The organism is Haloarcula sp. K1 (genome assembly GCF_001647155.1).
In the GTDB taxonomy this organism is placed as follows: domain Archaea; phylum Halobacteriota; class Halobacteria; order Halobacteriales; family Haloarculaceae; genus Haloarcula; species Haloarcula hispanica.
In genome coordinates this window covers 20001-45149 of the sequence record NZ_LRHL01000046.1, presented here as the reverse complement: position 1 = coordinate 45149, position 25149 = coordinate 20001, and the positions used below count along the sequence as shown (strand labels likewise).

The 25149-nt window shown below is 57.5% G+C and carries 26 protein-coding genes; 25 read left to right on the top strand and 1 reads right to left on the bottom strand.

Features of this window, described 5'->3' with window-relative positions:
- The first annotated feature begins 33 nt into the window (after positions 1 to 33).
- The 23 genes from AV929_RS20465 to AV929_RS20360 all read left to right on the top strand — a co-directional run bounded on the left by AV929_RS20465 (position 34) and on the right by AV929_RS20360 (position 20837).
- The gene (locus AV929_RS20465) at positions 34 to 207 is read left to right on the top strand and encodes a hypothetical protein (RefSeq protein ID WP_155120780.1); all 174 of its coding nucleotides are present in this window, start codon (positions 34 to 36) and stop codon (positions 205 to 207) included.
- Positions 208 to 880: 673 nt separating this feature from the next.
- Positions 881 to 1267 (top strand): hypothetical protein, encoded by a 387-nt coding sequence (locus AV929_RS20460; protein WP_064289167.1) that lies wholly within the window; start codon positions 881 to 883, stop codon positions 1265 to 1267.
- A 391-nt stretch (positions 1268 to 1658) separates the two neighbouring features.
- Positions 1659 to 1994: a hypothetical protein gene (locus AV929_RS20455; protein ID WP_064289166.1), complete on the top strand. Its 336-nt coding sequence runs from the start codon at positions 1659 to 1661 to the stop codon at positions 1992 to 1994.
- 158 nt (positions 1995 to 2152) lie between these two features.
- Complete coding sequence (locus AV929_RS20450; protein ID WP_064289165.1) at positions 2153 to 2467, top strand: hypothetical protein; 315 nt, start codon at positions 2153 to 2155, stop codon at positions 2465 to 2467.
- A gap of 1439 nt (positions 2468 to 3906) precedes the next feature.
- A complete protein-coding gene (locus AV929_RS20445; RefSeq protein WP_064289164.1) occupies positions 3907 to 5118 on the top strand; it encodes an SOSS complex subunit B family protein in 1212 nt (403 codons plus the stop codon).
- Between the two features lie 454 nt (positions 5119 to 5572).
- On the top strand, positions 5573 to 5716 hold the full coding sequence (locus tag AV929_RS22060; RefSeq protein WP_155120779.1) for a hypothetical protein: 144 nt from the start codon (positions 5573 to 5575) through the stop codon (positions 5714 to 5716).
- Positions 5717 to 6022: 306 nt separating this feature from the next.
- Entirely contained in the window at positions 6023 to 6406 is a 384-nt protein-coding gene (locus tag AV929_RS20440; RefSeq protein ID WP_064289163.1) for a DUF4326 domain-containing protein, read from the top strand.
- 781 nt (positions 6407 to 7187) lie between these two features.
- Positions 7188 to 7475 (top strand): hypothetical protein, encoded by a 288-nt coding sequence (locus AV929_RS20435; RefSeq protein ID WP_064289162.1) that lies wholly within the window; start codon positions 7188 to 7190, stop codon positions 7473 to 7475.
- Between the two features lie 2050 nt (positions 7476 to 9525).
- Positions 9526 to 10590: a hypothetical protein gene (locus AV929_RS20430; protein ID WP_064289161.1), complete on the top strand. Its 1065-nt coding sequence runs from the start codon at positions 9526 to 9528 to the stop codon at positions 10588 to 10590.
- Between the two features lie 603 nt (positions 10591 to 11193).
- Positions 11194 to 11805: a hypothetical protein gene (locus AV929_RS20425; protein ID WP_064289160.1), complete on the top strand. Its 612-nt coding sequence runs from the start codon at positions 11194 to 11196 to the stop codon at positions 11803 to 11805.
- Between the two features lie 373 nt (positions 11806 to 12178).
- Positions 12179 to 12517: a hypothetical protein gene (locus AV929_RS20420; RefSeq protein ID WP_064289159.1), complete on the top strand. Its 339-nt coding sequence runs from the start codon at positions 12179 to 12181 to the stop codon at positions 12515 to 12517.
- A 302-nt stretch (positions 12518 to 12819) separates the two neighbouring features.
- The gene (locus AV929_RS20415) at positions 12820 to 13521 is read left to right on the top strand and encodes a hypothetical protein (protein WP_155120778.1); all 702 of its coding nucleotides are present in this window, start codon (positions 12820 to 12822) and stop codon (positions 13519 to 13521) included.
- 148 nt (positions 13522 to 13669) lie between these two features.
- Positions 13670 to 13936, top strand: a complete 267-nt coding sequence (locus AV929_RS20410; RefSeq protein ID WP_064289157.1) for a hypothetical protein — start codon at positions 13670 to 13672, stop codon at positions 13934 to 13936.
- Between the two features lie 63 nt (positions 13937 to 13999).
- The gene (locus AV929_RS20405) at positions 14000 to 14545 is read left to right on the top strand and encodes a hypothetical protein (protein WP_064289156.1); all 546 of its coding nucleotides are present in this window, start codon (positions 14000 to 14002) and stop codon (positions 14543 to 14545) included.
- A 725-nt stretch (positions 14546 to 15270) separates the two neighbouring features.
- The gene (locus tag AV929_RS20400) at positions 15271 to 16209 is read left to right on the top strand and encodes a hypothetical protein (protein ID WP_064289155.1); all 939 of its coding nucleotides are present in this window, start codon (positions 15271 to 15273) and stop codon (positions 16207 to 16209) included.
- Positions 16210 to 16752: 543 nt separating this feature from the next.
- Positions 16753 to 17064 (top strand): hypothetical protein, encoded by a 312-nt coding sequence (locus AV929_RS20395; protein WP_064289154.1) that lies wholly within the window; start codon positions 16753 to 16755, stop codon positions 17062 to 17064.
- 36 nt (positions 17065 to 17100) lie between these two features.
- A complete protein-coding gene (locus AV929_RS20390; RefSeq protein WP_064289153.1) occupies positions 17101 to 17328 on the top strand; it encodes a hypothetical protein in 228 nt (75 codons plus the stop codon).
- A 63-nt stretch (positions 17329 to 17391) separates the two neighbouring features.
- Positions 17392 to 17673 (top strand): hypothetical protein, encoded by a 282-nt coding sequence (locus AV929_RS20385; RefSeq protein WP_064289152.1) that lies wholly within the window; start codon positions 17392 to 17394, stop codon positions 17671 to 17673.
- A 22-nt stretch (positions 17674 to 17695) separates the two neighbouring features.
- Positions 17696 to 18427, top strand: a complete 732-nt coding sequence (locus tag AV929_RS20380; RefSeq protein WP_064289151.1) for a ribonuclease HI family protein — start codon at positions 17696 to 17698, stop codon at positions 18425 to 18427.
- A 221-nt stretch (positions 18428 to 18648) separates the two neighbouring features.
- Positions 18649 to 19053: a hypothetical protein gene (locus AV929_RS20375; protein ID WP_064289150.1), complete on the top strand. Its 405-nt coding sequence runs from the start codon at positions 18649 to 18651 to the stop codon at positions 19051 to 19053.
- A gap of 139 nt (positions 19054 to 19192) precedes the next feature.
- Positions 19193 to 19396 carry a hypothetical protein gene (locus tag AV929_RS20370; RefSeq protein ID WP_064289149.1) on the top strand — a complete coding sequence of 68 codons (204 nt, stop codon included), beginning with the start codon at positions 19193 to 19195 and terminating at the stop codon, positions 19394 to 19396.
- A complete protein-coding gene (locus AV929_RS20365) occupies positions 19389 to 19604 on the top strand; it encodes a hypothetical protein (protein WP_064289148.1) in 216 nt (71 codons plus the stop codon). The genes AV929_RS20370 and AV929_RS20365 overlap by 8 nt, the downstream gene beginning before the upstream one ends.
- 435 nt (positions 19605 to 20039) lie before the next feature.
- A complete protein-coding gene (locus tag AV929_RS20360; protein WP_064289147.1) occupies positions 20040 to 20837 on the top strand; it encodes a hypothetical protein in 798 nt (265 codons plus the stop codon).
- A 1248-nt stretch (positions 20838 to 22085) separates the two neighbouring features.
- Here AV929_RS20360 and AV929_RS20355 read toward each other — a convergent pair.
- Positions 22086 to 22607: an NTF2-like N-terminal transpeptidase domain-containing protein gene (locus AV929_RS20355; RefSeq protein WP_155120777.1), complete on the bottom strand. Its 522-nt coding sequence runs from the start codon at positions 22605 to 22607 to the stop codon at positions 22086 to 22088.
- Between the two features lie 639 nt (positions 22608 to 23246).
- On the opposite strand from AV929_RS20355, the gene AV929_RS20350 reads away from it, so the two are divergent.
- Together AV929_RS20350 and AV929_RS20345 are read left to right on the top strand one after the other, a co-directional pair.
- Complete coding sequence (locus tag AV929_RS20350; protein WP_064289145.1) at positions 23247 to 24044, top strand: hypothetical protein; 798 nt, start codon at positions 23247 to 23249, stop codon at positions 24042 to 24044.
- Between the two features lie 49 nt (positions 24045 to 24093).
- A complete protein-coding gene (locus AV929_RS20345) occupies positions 24094 to 24849 on the top strand; it encodes a hypothetical protein (protein WP_064289144.1) in 756 nt (251 codons plus the stop codon).
- Positions 24850 to 25149 lie beyond the last annotated feature (300 nt).

Here is a 25149-nt window from a genome sequence, read left to right as displayed (position 1 = left end):
AAAACGAAGGTTCGGTGATCGATGCTGGAGTGGATGGACAACGTTCGACGAGGAGACAGCACCAGCAGTTTCAACGCCGACAGGGACAGCAAGGACAGCAGCGTGCAGCGATGGCGGAGGCGGCGGCGACAGCGAGAGGGAGAGTGGAGCGAGGTCGCGTTCGAGTGGACGTTCGGTCTGGTCGCGCTCCGTGGGGGTTCAGTCTGAGTGCGCTCGGGGCGAGTAGATCGGCGGTCGGGGCAAGACGCAAGAAGAAGCGTCCGACTGCATTGCGAGAGTGGATTTGAAGCGGAACGCGATAGGAGGGAAAAGCAAGATCGCATTTCATCTCGCAGACGGGGTGCTGGAAGAGCGCGAAAGCGACGGCGGCGACAGCTTCAACGACGACTGGCATCGCACTCGAACAGCATCAGCGACAACAACGGCGAAAACAGAGCAATGAGAAGGAAGTTGAGCGAGTGAGCTTCGCGAGCGATGTCCAAGATGGATAGCACCGCAAGAGAGACCGCACCCAAGAGAGTGTCGACGGTTCGACGTCGACGTGACCCGGCCCATGTTCGAGATGGCCCGGGGAAAAGGGGAAGCGTGGGCTAACGAGGCCCACGCTAAAAGAACACATTTGAGAGCGTCAAAATGTGTGTGGCAGTGGGGGCTTCAGAGAGTGATTGGATGTAGATGAGGACAAGGCGAGAAGCACTCCCCCTGGTTGCCGTTGGCGAGATGTTCAGGACGGAGCCGACGCGATAGCACATAGGCGGGGAGTAGCCGGGGGCCGGCAGACCGGAAGGGACAGCAGGGTCTGAGGGGATGGGATCTCGCCCCTTGTGAGATCGCGGATAGAGGAGCAACGACTTAGTAGGGTCGCCGGAAACGGGTGGGTATGGGAAAGCGAATCTCCGGCTATGTGTCTGATGAGTTGGGCAGCCAGATTGAAGCGATTGCAGATCACCACAACGTCGCTCGAAACCGGGTTGTGGAGATGCTACTTCAGCAAGGGATGAGCAACTGGGATACTCGGGTTCGGATTCTACAATTAGAAGCGAAGCTGGACTTGATTGTGGATAACTTTGCAGAGGAAGAGAACGCGAAGGACCGAATGCAGGAGCAGATGAGCGAGGCGTTGGAACTACCCCTACCGGACGGCGCAGTAATCGACGACATAGCTGAAGAACCATACGCGGCGTTTCAGTCGCTAGGGATTCGACCTGACGAGTGGAGTGGACCAGAGGGAGTTCAGACTGGAGTAGAAAATGAAAGCGACGACTGACCGAGCGAGCTCAGAGTCATAAAGAGGCCTCATGTGACGGGACACTTTCAGGTTGTGTTCTGGCAGTCAGTCGCAGTTCAGAGAGCTTGAAAGCCCTCGGCGGCTCGCGGTCGCTCAGCGACATATCCGCTAAGCGGATAGAGGTCGGCTGAGGCGACACCGTCGCGAGCCACCTCGCCCTTTCAGTCCACCAGGATCGCAGTTCGTCTGCGGGTACTCGCTTCGGGGTGTCTGGCAGACGTGAAACCCCCGACCATTCTCGGTAGCTTTTCCGACCCTCCTCGAACGGCATCTCGTCTCAAACGAGGCTCTCGACGAAGCGGCCTCAGGACTCACTCCACTGCTGCCCTCTCGTGAGTCGAGTTTTTACCCTTCCAAAACAGGTAGAAAGATGATTAGTACTGAAGCGCAGGACACGCAACCCGGCACGCAGTCCACCAGCATCACCACACTCAGTTCTACCGTCTCCGGGCTCCCATGGGACATCTGTCTCAGCAAGCATCCCCACCACGAGAAAGAGACGGTGACATTCACGTCCGAGCAAGTCGGCACCCTGAAGCACTTTGTCGAAGTCCGTCCGGTCTACACTAACGGAGCGTACTGTGGCTACCGCGTCAGCCGGTACCACGACGGCCAGGAACAGCCGACCGTCCTTGAGGAGTGCGCTCCGTCGCGTGATGAAGCACTCGACACCGCCCACGACTGTATGAAACAAATGACAAACTAACCGGAACGAGACTGTCTTTCTGGGTTGCTCCGTAACCCACAGTGCAGAAGAGAAACAAACCTGATCGTATTTTCTCTCCTCCAACAGCGGCTGGTCCGCCTGACTGCAACCGATCATCGTAATTTTTACCCCTCACTGGCGAGTGGGAGGAATTCAGAATGAGCAAAGACTTCGATCCCGATTCAATGAGCATCGAAACCCCAACCGAATACGACAAAGTCCCTAACGCCAGTAGCCCCATCGAAATTCTCGTCGACGGACTCTCAAGAGACGAGGCGACATACCTCTGCCAGCAACTCTCGTTGTTCATCGAGACACACGACGTCGACGCGCTCGGTCGCTTCGGCGCTGCGCTCCAAGACGCGACAAGCGACCAACCCCAGTCGGTCGTCAGACAGCGATTCGAGGGTGGCGAGCGGCGGCCCGGTCTCGAATGGCACACCGACACCGAAGCCGATCTCAACTCAGACTAACCTCTTAGAACTCATCTTCGATCAACAGCTGACGGCATATTTTTATTTCGCATCATAGCGAGCGATGACTGAATCAACCTCGCGCGAATCGATGTTCGCCAGTGCTCCAACTGAGGCAGACGCAGTTGAAATCTTCACCGGTCAGGACCTTGACGCGCTGTCAGAGCTTGACTTTCAGCCAGGTGAGTGTCGTTGTGTCACCGGACTTGCTAAGGGCCGGTGTTATCATCTCCGGGTCGGAAACCTCTTGCTTGAAATCACTGCTGATGGCGTCCAACAGCGCTTGCCGTCAAACATCCACTTCGAGGAATCGTACGGATTCACAGAATCCGTTGACCCTGGAGAGGCCTTCGAGTTTCTCCATGGGGATTACAGTCCACACAGAACTTACATGTGTGCTGGGTGTGGAGCTACTCATCATGGAGAGGATGTTTGCGACTGTCCACTGGGGAGCAGTCTAAGTTCGATTGAGTGGCCAGACATCCCAACTCGGTCTCCCCGGAGGGTTGAGAGAGGCGAGTTAATCACCTGTTCTAAATAGGCCTACTAGCGCTTCCCGTTGCCCTCTTCATTGTCAGTGAGAGGGTACGGGGTCAAGCTCCCGCACGCGTTTGTTCGGATGATCCCGTCAGAAAAAAAAAACAACCGTTTCAGTGTGGAATCCGATAGGTCGTCACCCGAGAACTGTGCTTTTTCTTGAGGAGCCGTCCGTCTTCGGTTAATTCCTCTAACCGATTTCGGATTGTCTCCCGGCCTGCCTCAAATTCATCCTCCAATTCTGTCACCGTATACGGCTCACAGCCCTCAAGATGTTCATACAACTCCTCAGTGCTTACAGCAGTTGGCCGACCACCACTCGCGGAATCGCTATCTGTCATTGTATATCTACTCGTACGGCCCCATCGTATTTACTATTTGGGTTCGTGCCCAATATGGGCAAAGTAACACTGTTGTTGACTTCTGGAGTGTCGCCAGCTCCGACGCTTCAGACTACTTCTTCGGACTAACCAGAACTGCCACTACTGCTACTACTGCTTTCACTGACACCGCAAACACCTCGAAACCCCTCACCCGCTCGCGGCCGCTCAGCGACATATCCGTGCAGTAGCGCGGATAGGGGCCGCTGAGGCGACCAAGTAAACGCGAGCGGGCTCGCCGTTTCATCCCTCCAGGGCAACTACAGCGGAACCGCGAGACGGCGGCAAGAAACGCCGTATTCTCGATCCCGTAAAGGGGGCAACACTGCCGCCCCCTTTACGCGATCTCCGAGACGGGGATTCCCGCCGTCTCGCGGACACTAGTGCAACCGCAACAAGAATCCACACAACCCGACATTCCCAACCTCCAGAAATCACCTTCTAAAACCCTCTACAGGGTTTTTGGGTACGTAACCAAACATACTTATGCATGGCACTATATGTGTTAAATGGAGACAGACAATGTACGACACCAACGCCACTGAGACCGGAGCGCTTGAAGCCAGCCACCACGATACCCACGACCTCGAATACCAGACGCAGACGTTCCAGTCGATTCCTCTGGGCAACGCCGTAGACAACGCTACCGGTATCATTGGCGATGCGCGGACTGTTGACAACAATGAGATGCGCATCGGCTGGGAGCGAGAGCAAGCTATTGAGAACCGCGCCAGCCGACGGCCAGACGAGCGTGTGGACCCGGACCGGCAGGACATGACCACTGAAACTATCGAACGCATCAACGGTGAACAAGAGGAACTCGAACGCCATCACGAGCGTGCCCACCGAGCCAAGGCCGCCGAACACGACAGAGCCGCCGCCTGCCGTGACGAGGTTACTAACACTGACCGCCACTACACCACCCATCTTGAAGATGGCCGTCCTGTCAGAGCCACCCCCGCGCCCGCCGACCACGACCTTTCGACCCGCTTTACGCCCATTTCAGACGACACCCCTGACACTGACACCCTTCCGAGTGACCCTTGGCCAAGCCTCAGTCAGGAAGAGGTCGCCGAAATCAACAAGTCCGCAAAACGGCTCTCCGAACAGTTTAGCGGCGAAACGGCAATGGGTCGCGCCTCGTTCGCCTCCCTCCTTGCGAAGTATGTGGCTGACGGTAGCACGGTCACAAGTGCCCTGTTCACGGTCAAGGAGGGGCTTGAATCCCTCCCGACGGTCTGCCAGCCAATCGCAAACATCGACCCATACGACCAGTACGAAACGACCATTGAAGCCGAAGTTGTCACTCTCTGGCAGCCGAAAGGCGACGGTCAGAAGCAGGTCGGAGTCGTCCGTGACGATAGCGGCGAATCGGCCAAACTCACCATTTGGGAGAACGCAGGCGACAAGCCAACCCTCCACGAAGGCGACACGGTTCGGGTCGAGCGGGTCAAGGTCAACGCCTATCAAGGGGACGCCACCCTCGCTGTTGACTCCGAAGCAGTCGTCACCCGCCTCACTCACGGAAATGGCGACGCACCCCAGTCCCAATCGGCCACTGACGACCCGACTATCCCCGCGTGGAGAGCCGACAGCGACACCCATGAATGGCTTGAACAGGGTGACGCTGATCGCGACCACGATGCCTTCCTCACCCACGCAGAGATAGAGCGAGCAAACGCCTTCGTCAAGGGGAACATCACCGCCAGCCAATTCATCGGTATGGACGACTGACACCACCACCCGGTTGGTCTTCACCACCACACAGCCTCGCCCCAGCTCCGCAGCCGCACCGCTACCACATACAGCAGCCCTCCCCCGAAGCCCGGAAGGTCGGCCTCCGCCCTCCCCTCCTCCCCTCCTCACGGGCTCTCTCCACACCGCCCGAGCCCGTTCGGCTGCGCCTCTCGTACGCCGCCAGCGCCGCTACGGCACGCGCTCCCTTGGCGCACTCGCCCTCCGGTTCGCGGGTCTCAGAGCCATCCGACCACGTTCCTCGGTGTCAACAGCGCGACGTATCCAACAGGGGCTTTCCCTGTCGGCCATCAACGGGGGTTATCGGGTCGCCAGAGGCGTAAAGCTCCCGCAATCGCCCTTCCGGTGCAGTAGCGCCGGCTTGCGATTGTCCCGATGGGATTCCAGTAGGACGGCAGCAATACACCCTCTGGCGACCCGCGCCCCACTTACGATGGCCGACGAAGCCTGCCCCTGTCCGGATTGCGACGCGCCGATAGTTGACTCCGAGTCCGCAGTGGTCGGAGACTCGCGCTCCCCTGACCCGCGAACCGAGTTCGTCGTCGAGTGCGCCGACGGACACAAGCGCGTGCCGTAGCGGCGCGGCTCCAACTGCCGTGTCTATCGCCCCTCCCACCGAAGCCGGAGCCCGACGGACGATGTTGCGTCGGCCTCCCCCTCCTCACGGGCTCTCTCCACACTACCTGAGCCCGTTCGGCTGCGCCAAAAAAGCGCACTCACAGATGCCTATACAAGTCGGAAATTAACCAGATTGTGCTCTGTGATAGCTGTGCAGACGACCAAGATAGCACCTGAGCCAGTAATTGGAGTTGCACCGGAACCCACAGACAGCACTACTGAATCGCACAGTAGTTTTTACCCCTCCAGTCGAAGTACGAGGAAAATGTCCAATTCAACTGCTTCAGACGGAGGGAAGCACGGCACGCCGACCCGCGTCGGCCACTGCAAGCGAAACGATTGCAGCGTCTACATCGGACGAAACCGCACGGACGGCAAACTTCGGCATATGAACAATACGCCAGTCAAGACACGCGGATGGTTGGGGAATCCGTATCCACTTGACGACGGCTACTCTCGCGAGGAGTCCGTCGCGAAGTTCACCGAAGACCTGTTAGCGCGAGTGGATTCCGACCCCGAGTTCCGCAAGGCGCTCTATGGACTTCAGGGGGAAACGCTCGGGTGCTGGTGTCAGGGACTCTCCGATGATGGGCCACTGTGCCACGGCGAGCCGCTCTCAAGGGTTATCGACGCGATAGAAAAGCGCTAGCCGACCGTCGCAGAGCTGAGTTGAACAGGCACTCTCTCCGAATCTGTGACCGCGACCTCAAAAACCTCTCATCACTCGCGATTGGTCAAGATGACCACGTAAGTGCTACGCACACAGTTTTTCCTCACCTAACGCGACAGCCCCACGACCGCTCAGCCCCGCCAACCACGACGCGCGCGTTCCTCACGCGCGATTTCTTCGAGCCGACGGTCCACGCTCCGATTCGCCTGCTCTGCACAGATCGTCCTCACCGTTTCGGTACCAAACCGGGGGTAATCGGGTCAGGAGAACGTGAACCCGTCGCCGCTCGTCCCTCGCGGTTCCCTTCGGTCACCCCACAAGGGGGCGAGAATTCATCGTCTCCTGACCCGCGCCCCCGGATATGGAACCGACTTGCGAGAAGGACGATTGCGATGCAGAGCTTACCGAAATCGAGCGCGTGGCGTGCGTCGACTCGAAGTACAGAGGCGATGCCGTTGGGCGCTACGCTGGCGCTTGCGCCAACGGCCACCTCTCGGTCTGGGACGAGCTCGAGGCCTGACCGCCAGGCCTCGACTCGTCCGACCTCGCGACCACGTTGCGCACGTCGGAGTCACGCGCAGTTAACGAACGTCGACCGCACCACACGCCCGCTCAGCAGCCCTCCCCCGAGCCCGGAGGGTCGGCCTCCACCCTCCCCTCCTCCCCTCCTCACGGGCTCTCTCCACACTGCCCGAGCCCGTTCGGCTGCGCCGGAGGGCATCACCACCAATTTTTTATCCGGCCCAGAGAAGTGACCCGTATGAGAATATTTAGCTACAACTTCGGATTCGATGGAGATCTTGATGAGCCGGGCAGGGAGAAAGAAGTGAAGTCAACAATACGAGGCTACTTCGACTCTCGAGACGACACTGAACTCATCAAATTCACGGGTAATCCTGACAATGTACCAAGCGATATAATGACCTGCCGAGTACGAGTCTTTGAGGAAGATAGTGTTGATGGGTATAATATCATCGACGATCTGGTGGGCTCAGATGGGACGAATCTCGACAACGACGTGTATATCATACAAGGCGGTCCGGAATAAACGACTTCCACCTCTGACACCACCTCGAAAGCCCCTCGCGTTGTCGCGGCCGCTCAACGACATATCCGGACCTCACGCGCCGGCTCGGTCCGGATAGAGGTCGTTGAAGCGACCAAGCAAGCGCGACAACGCGAGCCCCTTTCATTCCCACCCACTACCACTCTGTCCAGCTCTGCCAACGACGACGCGCGCGTCCTTCGCGCACGGTTAGAATCGAGAAGCGACACGACGATCAGAGATAGTCGGTCGCTCTCATGTGGGTGATTTGGCCGTGCAAGGGTACCGGCGGCTGATTTCCGGGACACTGCTCTACGCGCGTTGGACACCTGAACCCGCACGCCTCCGGCGAATCGCGTAGCTTTCGCCGGACGCGCACGGCTCAGGAGTCAACCCCCGAGAGTCGATGTCTCCTTCGACCGCCAAAGACGGGAATTGCGCGGCCCCGAACCCACCGGAGGTCGGCGGAACCTGCCCGCGCTCGCAAGCCTCGCGCGGGTCCTTTCCACCGACCTCCGCCGGCTCGGGACACCGCTCATAACCCGTCTCCGACGGCCTTCAGTCCCATCGAGTCGTGCTACGACCAGGTTTCCTCACTCCGTCTGCTCCCTTGCGGTGGCGCTGGCGTAGCAGCGCCACGCACCCGTCGCGTTGGAACGCTGAACCACCAGCGATATCCGGCGGACCCTACCCGCCCCACCGGGCGGGTCCCATCCACCGGATATCGGGCGGCTCTACGACCAACCCGACGGGTCGGGACGCCGCCGGGAACGCGCCCATGGAACGCCGACCCCACCGGAACCGCGTCGGTCGCTTCGCTCCCCTCCGTCACTTCGGAACGGTTGGCTGAACCGGACCGGGTCCGGGTCCCTTCTCCCGGAATCGACCGGTTCAGCCACCGTTCTCGCCGTCGCTCGTACTCAGCGCGCGATTCGAACAGCGAGCGGCTCTGAGCCGGCTCACGATTCCTGCTGGGAATCGACCGGCTCAGAGGCTACGCTCACTCTACGAATCACCCGTTCGAGGCCGACGGCTCATTCCTCCGCCCGACCATATCCGCCCGATTCATCGGCGTTCGCCCACCCGCGCACGGCTCTCGATCTCGGCAGACACTACCCGCGCAAACCACGCGCGGGTCCCTTCTCCCGAAATCGACCGTGCGCGGGTGGCTCACGTTGTGAATCGACCGGATTTGACGGGTTCGTGCTTCCGGCGGCTCGGCGACCAGGGCACGTACCGGGCGGCGTTCCGGCGGTGGGGGCCGACCGCCGGAATCAGCGGAGCCACATCAATTTCTTTGCACTTAAGCGCCTACCGTTCCGCGCCGGGCCGACAGACCCACGACGCGCGCGTTCCTCACGCGCGTCTAGCAGCATTGCTGTCGGCCCGCCCCGGAACACGACGGCGCTCGCGGCAATCACCCAGCCGCGAGCACCGCCGTTCCGACAACCTGTGGGCACTGACACGGGTGATTCTGCCGGACCCTACCCGCTTCGCGGGTCCCTTCCGATTGAATCACCCGTCTCACCGCTCCTCGCCATGTCGGAAGGAACGCTTAAGTGCAAACCAACCCCCCCACTTGTCGGCTATCGACTGCACGCCTTGGGGAGCCACTTGCCGGTTGGAACTGCCGCGTCCCCACGCCGACCGTGGCCGATTCCGGCCGGACCCTACCCGCTTCGCGGGTCCCTTCCGATTGGAATCGACCACGTCGACGGGGACCCGACAGTTCCCTTCCAGCTTATGGCGGTGAGCACGTCCTCGATATCGACGGACCCTACCCACTCGAATCCGGTAGGTTCTCGTGGGTCCCTTCCATCGATATCGGCGCGCTCCCCGGCCAAGGCGCACAGTCGCTTCCAACTTTTGGGGGGGGGGTTTGAAATCATAGGGGTAGGTGAGCCCACACGGGTCGTACCGGCCATCGGCGGTCGGTTGGACGTTCTCGTCCATCTCGCGGACGGACGTAGAACGTTCCGCGCGTTGTTTTTTATCCCCCTTCGAGGCCGAAGGGGGCTCGCGTGACGCCCCTCGTGGACTCGGAGTGTTAGTTATGCACGACAACATCGATGCCACCGACAGCGGCGCACTGGAAGCTAATCATCACGATGCACACACGCTGGAGTACCAGACGCCAACATTCCAATCGATGCCTCTCGGCGATATGGTTGAGGACGCGAGCGAAATCGTTGAGGGTGCTCGGACGCTTGAGGGCTACGAGATGCGCGTTGGCTGGGAGCGAGAACAAGCCATCGAACACGGGGTTGACAAGCGTCCCACCGAAAGCGTTGACCCGGACCGTCAGGATATGACCACGGAGGTCATCGAGCGCATCAATGGCGAACAGGAGGAGCTCAAGCACCAGTACGAGACTGCACACCGAGCCGAGACGGCAGAGCACGACCGCGCTCAGGCGTGTCGCGAGGAGGTTACCTCAGATACCTACTACCAGGAGACGACACTCGACGAAACGCCAGAGGTGGAGGGTCAATCCGAGAGCCCGTGGACGGAGCTGTCACAGGATGAAGTAGCGTCAGTCAATCAGGGCGCGAAGCAGTTGGCGGACCGATTCGAGCATGAGACGGCGATGGGGAGTGCATCAATGGGCAAACTGCTGGCCCAGCGCGTGACCGAGGGTCAGAACCCGGCGTCGGCGGCTCTAAATCTCAAGGATAGCATCGAGCAGTTGCCCGAAGTGAAGCAGCCCATCGCGTCTATCGACCCGTTCAATCAGTACGCAACCACCATCGAAGGGACGATTGACGTCCTGTGGTCTCCGAGAGGGGCAGGTCAGCGTCAGGTCGGACTGATTTCAGACGAATCGAATGAATCCATCAAAATAACCGTGTGGCAGAAGGCTGGACAGAAACCGACGCTCCACGAGGGAGACAAAGTGCGTGTTGAACGTGGGAAGGTTAACGCCTACCAGCGCAGCGGTAAGTGGGAAACATCCATTGCCATTGATTCCGAAGCGCGAATCATCCACTTGGAGCAGGGAGACGGGCCGGCTCCTCGTCAGAAGAGGATGAGTGACGAGCCCCGACAGGCTCCGTGGGATGTAGACTCTCGCGCTCACTCGTGGGCGAACCAGCACGAAATGGGCTCCACGAACGAGTAGAGCTGCGTCGCCCCTTTTTTGCCCAGTGCGTAGCACACTAGTTAGTTGGCGGGCTATCGCCTTCTTGCTTGCACAGGGTGTCGTCCGCACGCTACAGCACCCTCCCCCGAGCCCGGAGGGTCGGCCTCCGCCCTCCCCTCCTCCCCTCCTCGCTCCCTATCCGGTCGCTCGGCTTCGCCGGAGGGACTAACGCTTCAATCTGCCTCCATCGAACTGACTCTCAGCTAACGACAGAGATTTTTTATCCCCCCCTATTGCGGTAGAGGCTAAAATCAGATGTCCAGAAGCGAACACAGCAAGGTGAATTCCGACAAACAGACGTACACCGAAGAGCAGTACCAGACCATTGTAGAAAGCGCCCCAGCGTGCCTCAGCGATCCTAGTGAATGGGCCGACAATCGTATTGCCAAATTCGACGAAGATCCATCCTGTCCAGAATGCGGGATGGGACCAGCTGGTCTGCGAGATGTCACCGGCAGCGGTGACTGGGGCCAGCTCAAGACGTGGTACTGCCGTCACTGCGAGAACCGCTTCAATGCGGGCCGTAGATAACATTCCGAAGGTGGATTTGTAGCTCCCGACGGGGGTAGAGGGTTATCAGTTATGACGCGCATTCCGACGATCCAAAGGACGAACCTCCAGACAATCACCCCAAAACGACTTCAGAGTGAAATCGACTACTCCGTCTACAAGCAATTCACCGACTTCATGCATCGGGGTAGTCGCTGTCAGGTTGACCGACTACTCTCCTACCTCGGTGCATCAATCGACAACGCCGCAATCCAAGCCGGCAGCGAGTCTGCACCCTCCACTCTCTCCGAGTTCGACGTCGTCAATGTCGTTATCGACGCTGTCGCTAGCAAGTACCCAGCGTGGTTTGGTGAACCGAATGCAGTTCAAAACCTGGACCAGACCATCTCAGACTACCACTTGGCAGAAAGCGACCTTCGAGAGCAGTACTGGCAGGAACAACTCAATTCCGATGATCACATCGAAGGCGATAACTGGTCCGAGCAAAAGCGCGTTATCATTCCGCTCACCGGCCTCATTCTCCAGTCAGTCCGGATACAGAAGCAAGCCGACTCCCACGCAGCAACCGGTGATGCCCAAGACCGAATCAAAAAGACGGTGATGCGAGAATCGTACGAGAACGATCTATCTGAACATCAAGTACAGCAGGCAGTCAACGAGGCGCTTGGCACGCTGCGTTCATAACTCTCTCACTCCCATAATAATGACATCGAACTCACAGCCAACCAACGACGAGCACGGTACGATATCTATTGACGGACTCGGTGAAATCACCTCACCAAGCGCCCTTCGCGAGCAGAACCGCTCAAAGTACGAGACTAAACACGTCCCAGTCCCCGACAAGTGCCCTGTTCTCGGTTGTAGCGCATCAGGCTACAGTAACTTCAAGGAGCTCCGAGCACACTTCGGGAACGCTGCAGACGCCGCTCACCGAGCTTATAACCTCAGCATTGACGACTATCGCAATACAGAGAAGTAGGCGTGATCATTATCCAACTATTATAACTAATGCGAACATTTGTTTCTACACCCCCTCCAGAGGTGAGGAGTTTCAGAAATGAGTCAGTCACAGCCAGAGCAGGTTGACCCAACAGAGTCCGACGTTTCAGACGTTCAGACCGGCCCAATAAACATCGGGTCGGACTTCGACTTCGACAGTCGGTGTGGGAGCGATGTCAAACGAATTAGCGACAAGTCCGAGCGGAATGATGGCGTGTTCCGCCCTATCTACACCGCGCTCGGCGAAGACATTGAAGTCGAGCTGGTCACACGCGTCAACCAAGAGAACAGCCCATACAAAAACGGGCACCTCGTCATCACCCGCCCCAATTGGGATGAACCACGCGAGGCACCCCCACAGGACATCCGAATCGAGACCGAGGCCGATCTCCAATGAGCCCCATCTACGGATACCCCCTAGCTGGCTGTCTATTCTTCCTCTCAGGATTCCTTACTCTCTGCATCTTCATATCCATCATCTAGCAGTGCACTCGCTTTTAGGCGATAATGCCCTCCCCCGAGCCCGGAGGGTCGGCCTCCGCCCTCNNCTCGCGCGGTCAACAGACCGCGCTCGGCTGCGCCGGAGGGCTCCCCCAGTTATATGGACCCTCTACAACTAGCCAATGGTACAGCCAGTTTCTACCCCTCTACCCGAGTAGAAGGCAGCAAACGACTATAAGAACCATGTACTACTCTATCATGACCTTCGACGACAATGTCGCGCCAGCATATCTCGGTAAGATACCGCTTGTACAGGCAGACGACGGAATCCGAGCTGTCCACCGAACCGGCGATAAAGGACGTCTGGTCGGTGAGAATGGGACCGTTGAGTTCCACTGGGGTGACCGGAACGCCTGCGAAGTTCCGCTCCCGTCAACCGTCGATTCAACTGACCCGTTCCAACTCGCCCCAATGGCCAGCTACTACGGACGGCCCTGCGGACCTCGCAGCGAGTTCATCAAACACTGTCCCGACACAGTTTACGTCTATAAAATAGAAAGCGACTCTGACGAGACAGTCTCAGCCGCAAACCTCGACTGTATAGACTACCATGAATCAACTGACGACACCGACAATCCGCAGACGAAAAAAGTCGAACGGTGGTACGAATGGGACGACAACGAAGTTCCGCCAAGAGATGACCTGAGAGGCTATCCAAATTTCGACGACGCCAGCCACGTCATCGGCTTCGTGGACGGACAAGATATGTTCGACCCCTACACACATCTCGGTGTCAGCACAGCAGAGGACGGTGCTCAAGCAATCCGAAACGTCCTCGACCGACTCGATAGCGTTCCACTATGGAGCCCACAAGCCACTCCAATCAAAGATATCCGGGCCTTCAACGCGACTTGTGTCTTCAACGTCGCAGTTCCGACCTCTAGTGACGCCCTCGCATAACGTCAGTCACGGCAGCTACTGAACTCACAGCCAAGGAGGGCGCTGGAAGGCACAAAACTTGAATAGCAGACAGTGAGAATCGGGTCATAGACAAAGAACGCACCGTGAGAGTTTCTACCTCCCCACGGAGCGATAGAGGATATAATCAATGAACGCAGTTCCCACCGCCGCAGACCTTGACGTGCCGGTCCCAGAAAGCATCCAGAAGCTCCTTCGCTACCCCAACATCACCCTCACCAGGTTCAACTGCCCACACAACCACTGTTCCAAGCCACTTGCATACACTGGGACCGAACACAACGACATATACGACGACGCTGGCTACCGCATCGGCCACAAAGAGCGCAAAACCTACGAGTGCTTCGATGGCCACCGGGTCCACGAAACCGGTCCCGAACGTGACCTCAGTGCGTAACCACACCTGCCCTTCTTGCTAAGAGAGTTTCTACCCTTCAAGAACAAGCGAGGGTTACGCAATATGTCCTGCTACTGTACTACGTCCGGTATTGACGTCTCGTTCGACAGCCAACTTCCGATCAGTAGTGATGACACATTGCTTGTTCTCTTCGGTAGCCGCTCATACACCCAGCAGGAACAGGCAGTCAACCTTGCCGACGATATTATCGATGAAATCGAAAGCCGCAAAATAGTGTTCGACGCTATCATTAGCGGTGGTGCAAATGGAGCTGACGACGTTGCCGAGGTGGTGGGTGTGAAGTTAGGTGTCCCCGTCATAGTCTTGAACGTTGGCCGGCGGAAACACGAACGACACAGCATCCGGGCTGACTTGAGCGAGGAGCCGTACATCGTTGAGACGGTCGCGACGTATGAGGGGGACTCAAACGATCCGCGTTCTGGAAAAGGGGCTTATCTCTACCGAAATTGCTTGATGGCCAAAGTAACTGCTCAGCACGGTGGGACGGGGTTAGCCATCTGGAACGGACAGTCAACCGGCACCCAGCATATGATGGATGCCTGCGAATCCCACGGCGTACCTTACTCTGTCTATCACTTCAACATGTAACCCTCCGGTACAACCGTCATCACGAACATTCGAGTCTTGAAATGACTAGGCTATCAATATGGTCCAGCCGTGCCGTGAGGACGAGAAAGCCAAGACGCCTAACTCACCCCTATGAGCCCAGCAGGTGCTTCTGACCGCCGTGCACTCATTTACTGCTCAGTAGCCCTCCCCCGAGCCCGGAGGGTCGGCCTCCACCCTCCCCTCCTCCCCTCCTCGCTCCCTACCCGGTCGCTCGGCTTCGCCGGAGGGACATCCATTTCTGTGGGACGAAGCGTAGCTCACACTGGATGAGGAAGGTGATGTAGCAGTGATTTTCTGCCCCCGAATTGATGAAGGGCAAGCAACATGCGACGACACACGCGAACTGATGTTCGCTCCTCTCAGGACAACCACAACTGTCTTCGAGATAGCTCCACACGTTGTTTTTATTCCCCATCTTAGGTGAGGGGAATCGTCCCATAATGCAGACAATGCTCTTCATTTCGAGCTCTGTTCGCCCGCTTGTAGCCTGTCCGCTTCAGAGGGGGTTTATGTGCCCCAAATTGGGTGAAGGGAGAAATCGAGATGCGCGGCATGCACAGGCCTCTCGGATCATCTGGGGTCTGGGTAGCCGTGAGCAGTCTTCGCTCCTCAAGTACATTCGTGGGTTTATATACCCCGGTGTGGGTGAGGGGCGAGATGCAGAGTGCGAGCGTCGAACGTCCCTTCAACTAGAGTGAATACCAATGAACGCAACTGACGACACTCAGAACGGTAGCAACGGCAACGAACTCAACGTCCTCGTCGCGGCCCTCGGTCTCACCGGTAACTCCCGGTACGTTCCAAACGTGGAAGCACTGGCAGATAGGGCAGAGAAGGCCATAAAGTCGATTGCGGGTATCAACGGTCGCCGTGTCGACACCGTGGTCGTTCGCGAGAACTATGAGCTCTGTCAGGTCCTGCAGGATCGGATGGAAGGCGAGGCGCTTCCGGACGTGCAGTACTATGGGATCGACTGGCGGCGACTCCTCGACGACACTGATGAGACTGACTCCGAAGGCAACGTCCTCGCGAAGGGCGTGATGCAGGAGGACGAGAAGCCGGTCGGCCAGCTGATGGCTGAGGCTCACGAGGACGTCGACGCGGATGGGTTCAACCTCCACGACCGGGAGGACCGGGAAGAAATCGATTACGATCTCCTCAGTCAGGACCGCATCAACCGTGCAAAGGCCCGTGCCCGCGGCAAGACAGACGAGCGCCTCTACAACGACTACTTCGATTCAGTCCCGACGGTGAGCGAGGCAATCTTCCTCAACGATGGGACGAACCGCGGAATCGCAGCAGTCGAGGCAGCCCGTGGCATCAATCCCTTCGTAAAGTACCCCTCAGAGTGCTCCGGCAGCGTGCTTGAGGTCTCCTGCAACAAGGACGGCGACCAGATCATCGACTGGGCGCGGTACTTGTTGGAGACGGGCAAGGTCGAGGCTGACGAACTCACCGAGGCTCAAGAGACGCACCTGCGTGAAACCTACTCTGTTGAAGATCTGGAGTACATGGGTCTCAGCGTTGAGGCTGACGAAGAAGCAAAGGAGCCGGCTGTCGAGCCGGATGCTATGCCCGATCGCGATGAGGTCACTGCTGCCGAAGCGGAAGCCGTGGTCGGTCAGCCGGTGAGCGGGGACTAAACAGGACGTTCAACGCAGGCTTTTTTTGCTACCGGGACGGAGCGATGCGACCCAGTCGGGTCGCGTTCCACCGCGCCATAGGGCGCGGTCCTCATCGACAGTTTGGCTTCGATTCTCACCTAGCTGCTCACTAGACCACACCAAGGGTTTTTATCACCCCACTGAGGCGGAGGCGTTTCAAAATGGCGAGCAACCACACGCACACCTACGACGAACCAATTTCCGATACCAAGTTCCGATGCTCCTGCGGAGCCGTCAGTGACATCCGTTCGATACCCGACGGGGCGCAGCAGATGTCTCACACCGCTTCACCGATAGACACGGGTCGGAAGCAGAAGTGGTGAGCTGGCCGCTGCACCAGCGCCGACATCCTCAGCATTTCGGCGACCGAATTGCCCTCCCCCGAGCCCGGAGGGTCGGCCTCCGCCCTCCCCTCCTCCCCTCCTCGCTCCCTACCCGGTCGCTCGGCTTCGCCGGAGTGCAATCCTGTGACTGCCTGACACGATATTTTTACCCCTCACCAACAGGTGAGAGATTCAAAAAATGAATTCAACCACCGACAATGACAGTCCAGTCGACTGCACGCCAGAAGGCGACAAACAGAACGCGGCACTCCCGAGCGGAGAAGTGTTCGACGAATACGGTGTTGTCGACCTCAACCGCAGCTTTCCCAGTGAGCGCAAGGAGTGGCATCCCGAACTGGGACCAGCTGAAGATCACGTCGTAGTCCCGTTCCGCGTCGTTGCTCGTGGATTCCGGTCGCAACGAGCCGCTGAAGCCAACGCAGAACGTCACGAAGAGGAAAACGGCGGGACATTCAGAGCCGTCAGACTGAACGATACGCGCGGCCTCTGATCGGGAGTTTCTAACTCCCAGTTCTATATGAGGTGTATGTGTATCGACCCAGCACCAGCACCACATGACCCCGAAGCGCGAGCGCACGCTCGTCAGAGCGCTGAGCACGGTACCTTTGAGGTCGTCATAATTGACGCCGATGGCGACAAACTGGGGTCGCTCAACGAGACGTTTAGCAACGGCTTCAACGCGAGCGTAACTGCCTACGACAACCAGATTCCTGATCTCGGCATCACTGCCGAGGTTCGCCGCATCGACGAGTAACCGCACCACACCGCCCTACACGGTAGTTTCTATCCCCCCATTTGGGTAGAGGAGTACAAAACGATGTCCGAGAGTCAACGCAGCACGCTCAGTCGCTTCGCCACCAGTACCGAGTCGGACCATGATAGCGACAAGTGGCCTGTTCAGGTCAACGGCCACACTGTCATCCGAGTCGAGCCCCAAAAAGTCGTCTACGGAAGCGTCGATGAAGAGCTTGCCTTCAAATGTGAGGACTGTGACAAACTCGTCCGCATCCCTGATGTTCGTGCCGTCCCTGACCACGAATACGCTGAGAACCGTTTCAACACCATCTCATGTACAACTAACGACGGCATCTTCTCATAACGTATACATCCCTTAGCACACTATGACACGAATTATCTTCACTGTGGACGGAGCGGATATCCAGGCACTCGTCGCTGCTGACGCATTGCTGAATGACTCAGGCCTCGCACCGCTCCTTCAAGCAGCCGGAACACAGGTCATCTCTTCCACAGAAGTCGGAGACGCCTTTACCGGCTCTACCGAGCTTGTGGGAGTGCACATCTCTATCAAAGTCGCCGCTGCTCAGAGCGCTCTGGACAGTATCACCAGAGCCAACAAGCGTGCTGGTTTCCAAGTCAAACGGCTTGAGGACCTCGCTTCGACGATTCGCGCGGAACTCACTCAACACAGCAAGCCAGTCGACACCTCTGACGATGTCGAGTGGGTCGCTACATTCGACGGCGCTTCTCGCGGTAATCCTGGACCAGCTGCCGTTGGTGCGACCCTCACGCGAGACGGCAACCGTATCGACAGTACTCACAAGACGATCGGAACAACGACGAACAACGTCGCCGAGTACCGAGCGCTAGAAGCTGCACTTGAACTTGCTTCTGAAAACAGCGTCTCTTCGCTAACCCTTCGCGGAGACTCCCAGCTCATCATCAAGCAAGTCACTGGAGAGTGGAACGCAAACGAGAAGTTAGGCCAGTTACGCGACACTATCCACGACCAACTCTCTGCCTTCACAAACGTTGAGTTCGAGCATGTCAGTCGCAACGACAATCGAGCGGCTGATTCGCTGGCGAACCGAGCGCTTGACGCCTGTGAACCGTAACCATGTAGAGATCTGCCTACGCACTCGTATTTAGACGATAATGCCCTCCCCCGAGCCCGGAGGGTCGGCCTCCGCCCTCCCCTCCTCCCCTCCTCGCTCCTGCCAGTCGCTCGGCTGCGCCAGAGGACATAATGTCCTACTCTGCCCGCTCACACTCAGGATGCCTCTATCGCACTGCCAGGACTGTTTTTAGCCCCCACTTGGGGCAGAGGGGAATCAAAATGATTGCACTTATCGCAACGGTCATTAACGCCGTTTCCGACAGTTCCGACATCAAAACTGCTGGCGCAGATGAAGCCCCTATCGCTCTCGAAGACGTCAAAACGGAAACGACACTCTCGGACGTCGTCGACATCCACCGGCTATCGAATGAGTTCAATGCTCACTGGACGGCACGCTTCAATCTCTCGCAATCGTCCGAAGATGGGCTGTACGAGACGATTAACATCTCTCATCGGTCGAGCCATATGGAACTGACCGTTGTTCCAGCAGACTACTTAAAACCGACAGGCAAAACAGAACTTTATCTTGATGATTCATCGTTTACAAATTCACGAAAACACGTCAATACCTTCGATACCCTCGATGACGCCATCGAAGAGGTCAAAAGCCGTGCTTATCAGTAATTGGTAGCGCAATTTCTTCATTCAGATGATCCCTGAAACTGAAACAATCAGACCGGATACTGAACAGCGCGCTATCGCGTGATTTCTATGCCCCATTGGGGCGAGGGGCGTTCGATAGAGGGCGCTCTGCCTACCGATTATGAGTAAGAACAAGACGGACAAGACGGCTGCACAGCAGTACAACAACTACCCCGATCCCGACGCCATCGTTCACTTTGGCGACGCCTCGGAGGAACTGGTCGAGCTGATCGAGGAAACGCTGGAGACCTCCGAGTTCCTGTCGACCTCTCGCGACGACCTGCCCGAAACGACGCTGCTTGTTGAGGAGGTCGAAAATGAGTGACGACCACCTGTTCATCGTCGTTGAGGGCGTCGGGCCAGCAGATTTTTCCGAGAACGAGGCGAGTACCAACAAGCAAGACGAGGCCGTTGCTCTCGCGAACGACATCCATGATCTGATTCGTGAAGAGTACGGTAAGGAAGATATCGAGGGCGTCATTCCGGTGGTCAATTCCGACGCACACAAGCAGATGCAGGCGACTGAACTCTAACCGAAGAGTCTTACCTAACATTCAGAAGTAAGTTTCGTCTGTTAGGTAAGACTCGACTTGTCCCCCTCCTGCTCCGATGCGTAGCTCACATGGTGGGAAGAGATTGAAGAGTTTGTAACTCCCAGTGGAGTGGGGTGAGATCCACTCAAAGCGCACTTCGGCCAGCGAATCTGTAGTGGGTCCAGAAGCGTCAACCCCTTCCAGATCCAGATGATTCCTGTTCACTCTTATTTCATCAGCGCGCTACAGCAGTCGATAGGAGAATTGGACGGTCAATCAGCTTGGATCCGGTTCCGGTCCGTGTGGACGGGTCGGAGAAGAGGTAGTTTTGTATCCCCCATGTGAGGTGAGGGGGATTCGAGGTAGGTCGTGAAGCCTCGATCAACTAAGTTCATCCCTTCAAGCGAATCGCAGTTAGCTGTCAAGGTGACAACTATGAGTTCCAACGAAGACCCCAACAACGGTAGTAACGATAACGATTCGATCAACGTCCTTGTGCTCGCAACTGGCCTCGTCAAGGCTGAGAGGTACGTCAAGGACTACGCGGCAGTCGCTGAGCAGGCAGTGAAAGGCATCACCGGCATCGAAGCGATGCTCAGTTCAGACGTCGACAAAATCCTGACGCGCGGAAGCCGCGAACTCCAGACTGAACTGGACACGGTAGTCGATACGGAGGTCGATTCGGCATACTTCGGCTGGATCGGCTTCCTCAACGACGAAGCGGAGACTGACGACTCTGGAAACGAGGTCGTCCCCGCTGTGCGTCAAGAAGGCGAGATCGAGGTCGACACTGACCCCGACGATGTCTCGGAACTTCCATGGAGCAAGATCAGCAACGCTCGCATCCAACGCGCCAAGGCGAAAGCGGGCGCGAAAATGAACCACTTCCTGTTCGACGACTACTACGACCAGTTCCCCTCGGTCGATGCGGTCGTCACCCTCAATTGCGGGTCGCACCGTGGGATGAACGAGATCCAGGACTCTCGCGGCTCCAACACCTGGGTCGTTGGTCAGGCTGGACACGTCAAGCAGCTCGTGGACATCAATGTACAGGACGAAATCCTGTATTCACGCCACCTGCTCGACGGCGACGACGACATGACCGCCGACGATCTCCAAGATTCCCAGGTCCAAGAGCTTCGCTCGCACCTGTCTGCGAGTGAACTAGAGGACTACGGAATCGAGACCGCCGCGACGGCGAGCACTGGAGGTGTTCCAGCAAGCGCGGACTGAACGTCACACGCAGACCCCCATATCTGCCCGTCAAACCTGTCGTGCACGGAGTCCCACGTAGCGTTCTACGAGGGGGCTCCATAACACTCCACGCCCATTCGGTCTGAAAATCAACGGAACCATCGACGAGCGTCCCTCTGCATCTCAACGTGACCTCACGATTCACGCCAGCCAACGATGCGGACAATCGCCATCGTCGATCGGCTGGGTTCGACTCCCAGCAGGCCATTCTCTCAGCATCGCACGCATACCATGCCACAACTGGGCACGTCGACTCCAAATCACAGGGGTCCACGCGCTCACGCCCCGCGTCGACGCTTACCCGATACAGTAATTCCGAATACACTCGCCCGACAAGGGTGGCCCTATACGGGCTCGGAGTCCAACCCATCAACCGAGGACAACTCTACCGCGGAGGTCACAGAACACGAGTCGTTCGAGGCCGCCAAAGCCGAAGCGGAGAAACCGAAATCGAACCCAGCTCTTGCTTGAGCCTCACAGGGAGTGGATGCAACGCTACGCCCAGCCCGAATCGGGCAGGAAAACCGATTCGTACGCCATACACGTCCCGTATCCACAACGAAGGCCATGCTCGGCTTCCGGGCCATATGGCCAAGGAGACGCTAAAACCTACGGTATCACTGGATAAGAGGTATCCAGGTAAGTCGGCTGAATCAGACCCACCGCAAAAGCGGTTATCGAACTCGCGTCGACGCGAGGTGCCCTTCGCTTCTTGTAGGGAGGAAGGACATCTCCAAAGGAGTGCAATTTTCGGGGGGTGCCCTTCGTGACACCGTCCAACGCCCGGTGCCCCTCAACACCCGGTGCCCTCCGCTACCCGACAGGGCCTAAAACAACGAGGCCGCCTTCCCGTCGTTAGAGGCCCCTCGTCAGTATCCCGTGGCTCTTGGATATCAGAGACCCGGCCACTTACGCCCGTCCCTGGATCCGTGCAATAGGTGACGTCGAGTGCCCACTACTACTGAGGCTCGCCCTTTCTCATGTTTTGATGTCTTGTGCCACAAGAATCCGTAGAACCTCGGTTTCCGGGTGCCCTTTACTGCCCGGTTCCCTCTGACACAACAAGTCCCGTCAACCTTCTACGTCTGGTGCCCTCCGTTGCTTGGTGCCCCCCATCACAACGGTGGCCGTAGTATTCTAATTCCCGGTGCCCCTCGCTGCCCGGTGCCCCTCGCTGCCCGGTGCCCCTCGCCGCCTACAGTACCGATCTCTAAAAGCGGATTAGAACTACACCCAAATTTTCCAGTCATCTCCCGACAACCGCAGTTCAACCTTTTCTTCTCGCCGTTGTACGGACCCATCGGCGTCGGTCAGAACAAGCGTGAACGTCAGCGTCACCGACGCCCCGTCCGATTCGTCTTCGACACGCTGCATTTCCTCGATTTCGTACTCGTAGCTTCGAAGGTTCGACAGCGAGCCCTGAGTGTACCTGGAGACAGAGCTGTCGTTATGGAGAAGTTTGTTCGCCGTGTCCGAGTCACCAGCGTACAACGCTTCGTAGAACGTCCTCACCACAGCCTCCGGCTCATTGTTCTCGAGAGAGACGGTCTCTTCTCCCCACTGCGGCGTTCCGTTTTCAGTTGCAGCAGTGGTGTCTTCTTCAGGAGACGACGTCGGCTCCAAGGTTGGCGTCTCTTCTGATGGCGTGTCGGTACTCTCGTCCGTCGGGTCGATCTTGGGGATCATCGAGCAGCCCGCAAGCGTAATGACTAGCCCGACGCCTCCCGCAAGGTACGCTCGCCGTCGCATATTGGTTCTCACCAGCAATTTCTGTCCCCGGCTACATAAACTGAGGTGTGGATTGCTTCCACCCCGACCACATACCGCCTTTCTCTGAGGCCACAGCGCGCTGCTCACGGCGTTCCTCTATCGACACGGGGCAAACTACCTCTACAACCAACAGAAACGCCAGCTCCTGCCTTGTGCCCCGCTCGTCGCTCTATAGTTGCCAGCAATCCCTCAGCCTTGGCGATGTTGTTCCACGAATAGAACCAACTTCTGGCAATTCGATGGTCCAGTATGGACAACTCGGCCGTAGCGTCACCATCAGGCGTCGATCTCGATTACAGACTCTCTGAATACGACGTGTCCCAACAATGAGCACAAAAAAACGACCACGGTGGTGACGGTGCGGACTGGTACGTCTTCGCAGACAGAGTCATCTCAAAAAAACGTTTGTGACGAGAACCACGGCTGGGCGATTGATCAAGCAAAACCAGACACCGACTACAGCGATAGCAGACGGAGAAACGGCGGCGGTCACTAGCCCGTGGAGTGAACGACAACTGGTTGGTGGTGGGTTTTTGCCCCTCCTCTGCAAGCAGAACGGTAGATGGGTAGAGAGGCAGCCGAACCCAGCATCCTCACTACATCACCCGAAGAGCATCCATGAGACAAGACAAATTCGCCCACAAGCAGCACGAAGACGACGTTGAGCTAGTCGAACGCCGAGTCGAAGGTCACCCGGTACTCGCGTGGTACGTCGAGCGAGCCTGCCCCCGTGACGACTGCCAGCATCACATCATCGAAGACTTCGAAGTCAGCCACAACGTCGAGCCGTCCATCGACATCGACGAGAAGTTGGACTGCTTTCTCGAAGAAATCGAACTGCCGGTCTTCCACACCTACCACCGGGCAGGTGGGATGGACGAGGGACGGGCAGCCTTCCGGACGATGGAAGAGGCATGTGCGTACATCTACGGGCGGTACGGCGATGGCAGCCGCAGTCCCGGCCCTGGCCAGATTCGGAAGACGTACAGCCGTACGAGCGGGTCGCATACCCAGCACGCTCGGGAGATGGACCATCCGATGGTGTTCGCCATCGTCAACACGGAATCGGGCGAGGCGCTCAAATCGAATCTCGTCCCGAGAGACGACGACGTCCCCAGTTCCGAACCACACTGGCGGAAGTCGGTGATGTATCATCTCGAGAAACACCTGAACCCGGCTGAACACATTGTTCAGTCGCGTCTTGGTGAGTTCGAGTACCACGTCCCCAACTGGTACGAGAAAGATGCCTTGGCGTGGTACGTCGAACAGATCCAGTACTGGGACGTCGTCATCCAGACGCCCCAGTTGCTCCTCGATGATGAGAAGCACGAACGCGCCATTGACCTCGTCGACGAGTACACTCCACCTAAGAATAGATTTTTATCCTCCCAGTGTACCCAGAGAAGTTCTACTTGAATTAGTCCCCACATCAGACGTGGAGAACTGACTCGGAGAAATTGAACCTATGTCAACCCATAACAACCCGAGTGGAACCACTGATTCCACCCCAGAATCCGATGACGAACAAACGGTCCAGACGCTACAGGATGTCCAGCCTCAGTTCGACTGTGAGATTTCTGTTATCGCTTCAGTCAGGACCGAGAAGAGTATGCGCATCTCCGGAGACGGCCACATCAGTACCGACGAAACCTTCAGGGAACCCGACTGGCTCACCGTCGAAATCGAGACGTATCGCTGTACTGGCTGCTTCGAGGATTATGACACTGAAGCCGAGGCTAAAGCGCACCTTCGGGAGAAGTACGGCCTCTGGCAGAACCGCCACACCCTTCCTGGGATTCCCGGTCAATCCACTGACACACCCGGACTGAAACCCGAGTTCCGAGAGGAGACGGAAATCTCCATCGGAGATTTCTCAATTTCGGGGTGTCTAGACTCCACCGACTGCCTCTTGCTTGTCAAAGACAGTATCGACATCCTCATCGAAACCAGCCGTCGCGAATATTCCATCCCATCGAAGTTCAATTTCGAGTCTTGGGACCCGATTAATGGCGGGCGGTTAACATTCCCGAATGGGAATAAACGAATCAGCAAAGAACAGCTTTCGAGAGCGATCAAGCACCTCTCTCAGGCAAACGGTCCAAGCTATGACGCAGAAGAGTTCACGCTCTACGATCATGGTGATGATCCTTTCCTTCTCGTCGCCTACGGGAAAGGAATCATGATTGCCCCCCGTATCACAGACTGCCCTACTGAGGAATAGCCACGATTAGACAGTCATTCCAATCCCTTACAGCATCATATTGCCGGATTGTTCGAGCAGAAACTTGACCAATGTGCTGCGTCATTCGTCAACGCGGAAAACACCGTCCCGCGGTCGATAAAAAAGAATTCACAGATGCCAACATGCCAAGACTGCGGTAACCAGACCGCATTCGAGCACGAAGTGAGTGGTACCGAAACCCGTGTCTATGACCCCGATACCAGCAAGCTAGATGGGGTGGACACTGAATCGCTGAACACCGAATCCGTCACATGCGCGGAGTGCGGTTCATCGAACATC